The 6,274-nt window shown below is 60.7% G+C and carries 6 protein-coding genes and 1 tRNA gene; 6 read left to right on the forward strand and 1 reads right to left on the reverse strand.

The window, feature by feature from the left end; genetic code table 11:
• Window positions 1–25 precede the first annotated feature (25 nt).
• Window positions 26–102 (reverse strand) — tRNA-Arg (locus Q672_RS30875).
• A gap of 330 nt (window positions 103–432) precedes the next feature.
• On the opposite strand from Q672_RS30875, the gene Q672_RS30880 reads away from it, so the two are divergent.
• From Q672_RS30880 to Q672_RS30905, 6 genes are all read left to right on the forward strand, one after another.
• A complete protein-coding gene (locus Q672_RS30880) occupies window positions 433–684 on the forward strand; it encodes a DMT family transporter (protein ID WP_022986401.1) in 252 nt (83 codons plus the stop codon).
• Between the two features lie 196 nt (window positions 685–880).
• Window positions 881–1,570, forward strand: coding sequence for a response regulator transcription factor (locus tag Q672_RS30885; RefSeq protein ID WP_031226936.1), 690 nt, complete (start codon window positions 881–883; stop codon window positions 1,568–1,570).
• Window positions 1,571–1,591: 21 nt separating this feature from the next.
• Complete coding sequence (locus Q672_RS30890; RefSeq protein WP_022986403.1) at window positions 1,592–2,701, forward strand: FecR domain-containing protein; 1,110 nt, start codon at window positions 1,592–1,594, stop codon at window positions 2,699–2,701.
• A gap of 3 nt (window positions 2,702–2,704) precedes the next feature.
• A complete protein-coding gene (locus Q672_RS30895; protein WP_022986404.1) occupies window positions 2,705–5,293 on the forward strand; it encodes a CHASE2 domain-containing protein in 2,589 nt (862 codons plus the stop codon).
• Between the two features lie 139 nt (window positions 5,294–5,432).
• Window positions 5,433–5,891: a c-type cytochrome gene (locus Q672_RS30900; protein ID WP_031226937.1), complete on the forward strand. Its 459-nt coding sequence runs from the start codon at window positions 5,433–5,435 to the stop codon at window positions 5,889–5,891.
• A gap of 2 nt (window positions 5,892–5,893) precedes the next feature.
• Window positions 5,894–6,244, forward strand: coding sequence for a c-type cytochrome (locus Q672_RS30905; RefSeq protein WP_022986406.1), 351 nt, complete (start codon window positions 5,894–5,896; stop codon window positions 6,242–6,244).
• The last annotated feature ends 30 nt before the right edge of the window (window positions 6,245–6,274 follow it).

Here is a 6,274-nt window from a genome sequence, read left to right on the forward strand (position 1 = left end):
GAAGGCCCCTTTTTTGTGGGAAAGATGGCACGCCCGAGAGGATTCGAACCTCTGACCTTTGCCTCCGGAGGGCAACGCTCTATCCAGCTGAGCTACGGGCGCAAAACACATTGTGCAATCAGGGTTGCACGGGCAGGGGTAGCATCCTGTTACCCGGGCCGTGCAGCTGGAACTTGGGGGATCCAACGGGCGCGAATGATAGCCGGTTGTGGCGGTGGCGTCCATGGATGGGTGCATTGCCGCGTGGGTTGGCTATAATTCGCGCTGCACCCATCTGGTGCAATGTCTTCTCAGGCCGCCTCTTTCGGGTTTCCGGCGGTTCTGGTGCCTGTACGAGCCCGCCTGGAGAAGCCGATGAACCTGTATTGGGTGGTACTGCTGCTGGCAGTGATTGTGGAGATTGCCTGGGCGCTGAGTCTCTAGTGGATCCAAATGAACCCGGGTGTGGCGTCGATTGGCACCTCGCTGGTGCTCACCGGGTTGAACATGTTGATGTTGTCCTATGCCATGCGGGGTATTCCGGTGGGCACGGCGTATGCAGTATGGACAGGGCTGGGTGCCGTGGGTATCACCGTGATTGGCATTGTCTGGCTCAAGGATCCTGCCCAGCTATCGCGCCTGTTGTTCATGGGACTGATTATCGTGGGTGTGGTGGGGCTGAAGTTGACAGCGCGCTCGGCGTAGCCCGCTTGCGGGGTTGAGATCGGGCCAGGACGCAGCGGAATGCGGGTGGGAACCCGGGGTTGAAGTATCGCTTTATCGGTGGCGGCATTTTACAATCTTTTCCCGCTAACTCTTTGATAACCCTGTAGCCTTTACCGGCGTTAGCGCTCAGAAAGGAAGCGCGAAGCGACAGGTGAATGGGCAAATGGAGACAACCGTGCGCATTGCATATCTGGAAGATGACATGGCCCAGGCCGAGCTGGTGACCCACTGGCTGCAAGAGGCCGGGCACAACTGTATTCATCTGGCCAACGGTCGGGATTTTATGTCCCTGCTGCGCCGCGATACCTTCGATATTCTGGTGCTGGATTGGGAAGTGCCGGACATGAATGGCTATGCCGTTCTGGAAGAAGTGCGCGCCAGCGGAAACCGCACGCCGGTGCTGTTTGCCACCCAGCGTGATGATGAGTCGTCCATTGTCGGGGCGTTGTCCCAGGGAGCAGATGACTACATGGTGAAGCCGACCAAGCAAGCGGAATTGCTGGCCCGGATTACTGCCCTAGGGCGCCGGGCAGGGGTAGCGGAAATGGATGAAGAAAAGGCGCTGACAGTCGGGCCCTGGGTGGTTGATCGTGCCCGCCGGCAGATTCTGCTGGATGAGGATCCGGTTAAACTGACCGACAAGGACTATGAACTGGCCAGCTACCTGTTCCAGAATGTGGGCAAGCTGATGAGCCGGGCCCACCTGTTGGAGAAAGTCTGGGGTATCATGACCCCCATTGAGTCACGGACGGTGGATGTGCACATCAGCCGCATCCGTCGCAGCCTTCAGATTCGTCCGGAGCGTGGCTACCGAATCAAGACGGTTTATCAGCACGGTTATCGTCTGGAGCCTGTCGAAGAATAAGTCACTACAAGGAAGCACATTATGAGGGTCTGGTTGGGGATAGCCGCCCTGCTGTGGCTGGGGCTTTTCCCGGCAGCGCAGGCCAGTGAAGACTGGCACTACACACTCCGCCCCGGCGATTCCCTCTGGAAGGTGTGCTTGCGCTTTGCCCAGCAGCCCGAGGCCTGCTGGCGTCAGCTGGCCGATCATAATCACCTTACCGATCCCCACGCCCTGCGCCCGGGCGACAGCCTTCGGGTGCCCATCGACTGGCTCAAGGAAAAACCCATTCCTGCCCGGCTGGAAGCGGTTACCGGTGAAGTCATGCTGTACCCCGCCGCAGGCGGAGAACCCCGCCCTGTGAGTACCGGGGACACGGTGCAATTTGGTGATGCACTGGAAACCGGGGCCGATGGCAGTGCCCGTATTCATTTTGCCGACCAGTCGGATGTCTCGATCAAGCCTTCCAGTCTGTTGGTGGTAACCCGTTACCGCCGTTTTCTGGATCAGCCCGATGAGCGCACCGAGCTGCGCCTGGAGCGCGGCAATATCCGTAACCGTGTGACGCCGCTGACCAGTGATGAAGCCTCGTTCGAGGTCTATACCCCGGGGGCGGTGGCGGCGGTGCGCGGCACCGAATACTACCTGGGTGTAGACGGCGCCGAGACCACCCGTAACGAAGTGATCAGCGGTCAGGTGGATGTGGGCGCCCGCGGCACCACCCGTGAAGTGGAAGGGGGCTTTGCCACCCTGGCCCAGGTGGATGAGTCGCCCATGGCGCCGGTGCCATTGCTGCCTGCGCCTACCGTTGAACTGACCGTCAGCCACACCGGGGCGGTGGCGGTTTGGCCAACCCAGGCCGAGGCGGACCATTACTGGGTCGAGTGGTATCAGCAACCGGACAACCGTTTGCTGGGGCAACAGCGTTTGGAGGCCGGCCACTGGCAGCAAGACTTACCGGTAGGCGAGTACCGCCTGCTGGTGCGTGCGGTGGATGGCCACGGTCTGCGTGGCCATGAAAACTGGCGTGACATCGTGGTGACGCCGGCCCCACCGCCTCCGCCCCCTGAACCGCCTGCACCGCCGGAAGAAAAGCCTCGTTGGGATCTATGGGTATTTGTCGGGGCGGCTGCCATGCTGCTGGCCCTGTAATTCATGCCCGCGCGTCTGAGTCCGGACCATCGTCGTTACCTTGCTGAGCACCTGTCGGTGTTGTTCCTGGTGGCGGCACTGAGCGTACTGCTGAGCATCAGTGGTGCACTGTCATTTGTTGATCGCTATATCTACGACAACCTGCTGCATACGCTGCCGGATGAACCCGCCAGTGACCTGGTGATCGTCGGTATCGATGAATACAGCCTGCGGGAAGTAGGCCGTTGGCCCTGGGACAGACAAGTTCACGCCGACATTATCAACCGGCTGACCGAGATGGGCGCCCGGGCGGTGCTGATGGATCTGATCCTGTCGGAACCGGACCGCAACAATCCCCGTTCGGACCTGGCTTTGGTGCAGGCCATGGCCGCCAATGGTCATGTGTACCTGCCGGTGCATGTGGAGCAATTGCGTGCCGGCGGGCAGTTGATCGAAGTGCTGCCGCATTCTCCGTTTGCTCGAGCGGCGGCCGGATTGGGGCATGTGGATCTGGAGCTGGATGCCGATGGGGTTGCCCGTTCCGTGTTCATGCGTTCCGGTATCGGGCAGGCCTGGTGGCCGCACATCACCCAGACTTTACTGGTACAGGAAGGCATGCTCTCCGAGCAGTTGTTCCCCGCTGACAAGGGCGAAGAGTTTTCCGGGCTGGCGAATGTGCGCCGCTACCATCGCCTGATTCCTTTCGTGAACGGCCCTAACAGCTACCCGCAGGTCTCTGCGGTGGAGTTGCTGGAAAACCTGATTCCCGAGCAATTGATTCGCGACAAGATCGTCCTGATCGGCGCCACTGCGGCAGGGCTGGGCGATATGTTGCCGACCCCCATGGGGAACAGTGGCGAGTTGATGGCCGGGGTGGAGATTAATGCTAATTTGCTGGATGCGTTGCGCGAGGATCGCCTGATCCGCGATCTGGGCAAGCCCAGCGCCTTGGTGCTGGGGGCGCTGCTGGCGCTGCTGGCGCCGTTGCTGTTGCCGTTTGTGTTGCCGCGCTGGTCGATCCCGCTGGTGGCGGGAATCATGGGGGCCTGTCTGCTGGCGAGCATGGTCCTGCTGATTACCCTGCGATTGTGGTTCCCGCCGGCGCCGGCCATGGCGGCGGCATTGATGGCTTATCCGCTATGGACCTGGCGACGTCTGGAATACTCTCTTTCCTATATGCGCAACGCCCTGGAGCGGTTGTCCGGATACAGCGACCTGAACCAGCGTCTTACCCGTGCCTCTTCCCTGCAGCAGATGGCAAACATGCTGGACACCGTCATGCCGGTGAAGGCCTGGCGGCTTCAGGGGGGGGATATGCCCCTGCGCGGGGGGGACCGTCTGCCGGCATCGGGCTGGAAAAGTGGCCTGGCGCGCCAGTACCGCTTCCGGCATGAGGGGAAGCGCTATGAGCTGGATGTGGTGTGGGAACAGGCGCTGGATGCCGATACCTACGATTATTGGGTGCGGGCCATGCTGGTGCGGGTGCGTTCCCATGAACCGTTGTCGGGGCCGCGCTACGAGGTACTGGAAAACCATATCGAGCGTTTGCAGCGGGAAGAAGAACGCCAGGAAGCACTGACCCGCTTTTTCCAGGTCACGCTGGCGCAGATTCGCGAAGGGGTCGTGATTGCGGATGCCTGCGGGGTGATTGTTTATGCCAACCCCCAGGCGGCGTTGTTGCTGGGCATCGACATGGGAATGCTGGACAGTGGCCAGTCCCTGGTGACCGATCTGGGCCGTGAGCTGGAGTTGCGTGAGCGTAGCTGGGATGTGCTGTTGCGCCAGACTCTGGCCGAGGGGCGCAGCCAGCTGGAATGCCGCAATCGTCAGGGGGCCGATCTGTATCTGGATATGCTGCTGGTGCACGCCGGGGACAACCCCGGACGCATGATGATCCTGTCGTTCAAGGATATCTCCGAGGTCAAGCAGGCCCTGCGTGCGCGTTCAGAAATGCTCGATTTCCTGTCCCATGACCTGCGCTCGCCCATGGTCTCGGTATTGGCGCTGACAGAAAAAATGCGTGAGGACAGCAACCCGGACCTGCCGGCGTTTCTGGATAACGTGCAGCACTACGCCCAGCGTAACCTGAGCATCGCCGAGCAATTCCTGCAGCTGGCCCGGGTCGAAGCGGTAGAAACCGTGGAGCTGAGCGAGCAAGACATGCTGGATGTGGTGGAAAGCGCCATCGATCTGGTGCAAATCCAGGCGCAGCAGCGGGGAATTGCGCTGCGCTTTGATTACGATCCGGAGCAGGATGTCTGGGTGCTGGGCAATAACGAATTGCTGGAACGGTTGGTGGTCAACCTGCTGACCAACGCCATCAAGTACAGCCACGAGGGCAGTTCGGTAGATGTGCGTTTGTTCTCCGAGAGCAATGAGGTCTGCTGTGAGGTACGTGACCGCGGGGTAGGGATCCCTGAAGAGTTTCAGTCACGGCTGTTTCAGCGCTTCAGTCGTGCCAGTACCAGCGGGGGGGCCCGGACCCGTGGTGCCGGTATGGGGCTGCGTTTCGTGAAGGTCGTGACCGAGCGTCACGGCGGCGATATTCAGGTGCAAAGCCAGGTGAATCAGGGGAGTCGCTTCCTGCTGCGCCTGCCCCGTGTCGAGCTGTAATCCGCCGAGCTGACCGGGATTGCCGCGGGGGACGAGATCCGGTTTTGTCCCTACGGCTTGAGCGGGTATAATCGCCAACCGCAGCCGTAGCGCTTCCTGCGGCGACTCACAGAACAATAGAGGTGTAATCGTGAAAAAGATGCTGACCGCCAGCCTGGTACTGGTTGCCGCCCTGTTCGCTGCCGGCAATGTGGCTGCCAAGAGCACCAAGGAAATCTCCCCTTACCCGCTGGGTGAGCGCTCTGTATTCAGCGATCGTGCCACTGCCGAGCGTATCAAGCCGGTAGGTTCTGTGTGTGTGGAAGGCGAAGAATGCGGCACCGCAGCCGCAGCCGGTGAAGAAGTGGCCAGTGGTCCGCGTTCCGGTGAAGAAGTCTACAACGCCTCCTGTGGCGCTTGTCACGCTTCTGGCGCAGCCGGGGCCCCGAAAACCGGGGATGCGGGTGCTTGGGCACCGCGTATTGCCCAGGGCGAAGCTACCCTGGTCAAGCACGCCATCGAAGGCTTGAATGCCATGCCGCCCAAGGGGATGTGCATGACCTGCTCTGACGACGAGATCAAGGCGGCCGTGGAATACATGGTCGAGAAGAGCAAGTAGCCTTGAAACGTCTTCTCGTACTGCTGCCAGTATTGTTACTGGCAGCCTGCTCCGACAGTGACGCCCCGACCGCCGCTGCTGCCACCCAGGCAGAACCGCGCAGCGGGGCGTTGTTGTATCGGCAATTTTGTGTGACCTGCCACGGCAGCGGTGTTGCCGGTGCGCCCAAGGTCGGCAAGGAAAACCGCCTGTACTGGTCCCACGAAGTGGAAGAAGAAGGGTTTGATACTCTGGTGCAGGAAGCTATCAATGGCGTTAACGCCATGCCCCCCCGCGGCAACTGCTTTGATTGCAGCGACGAAGAAGTCCGCAACGCCGTGATTCACATGCTGCAGCTCAGCGGCGCCAAATAACGTTTTCCTGGTTAAGGAGCCTCTGAATAA

The organism is Alcanivorax sp. P2S70, from assembly GCF_000475295.1.
Taxonomy (GTDB): domain Bacteria; phylum Pseudomonadota; class Gammaproteobacteria; order Pseudomonadales; family Alcanivoracaceae; genus Alcanivorax; species Alcanivorax profundi.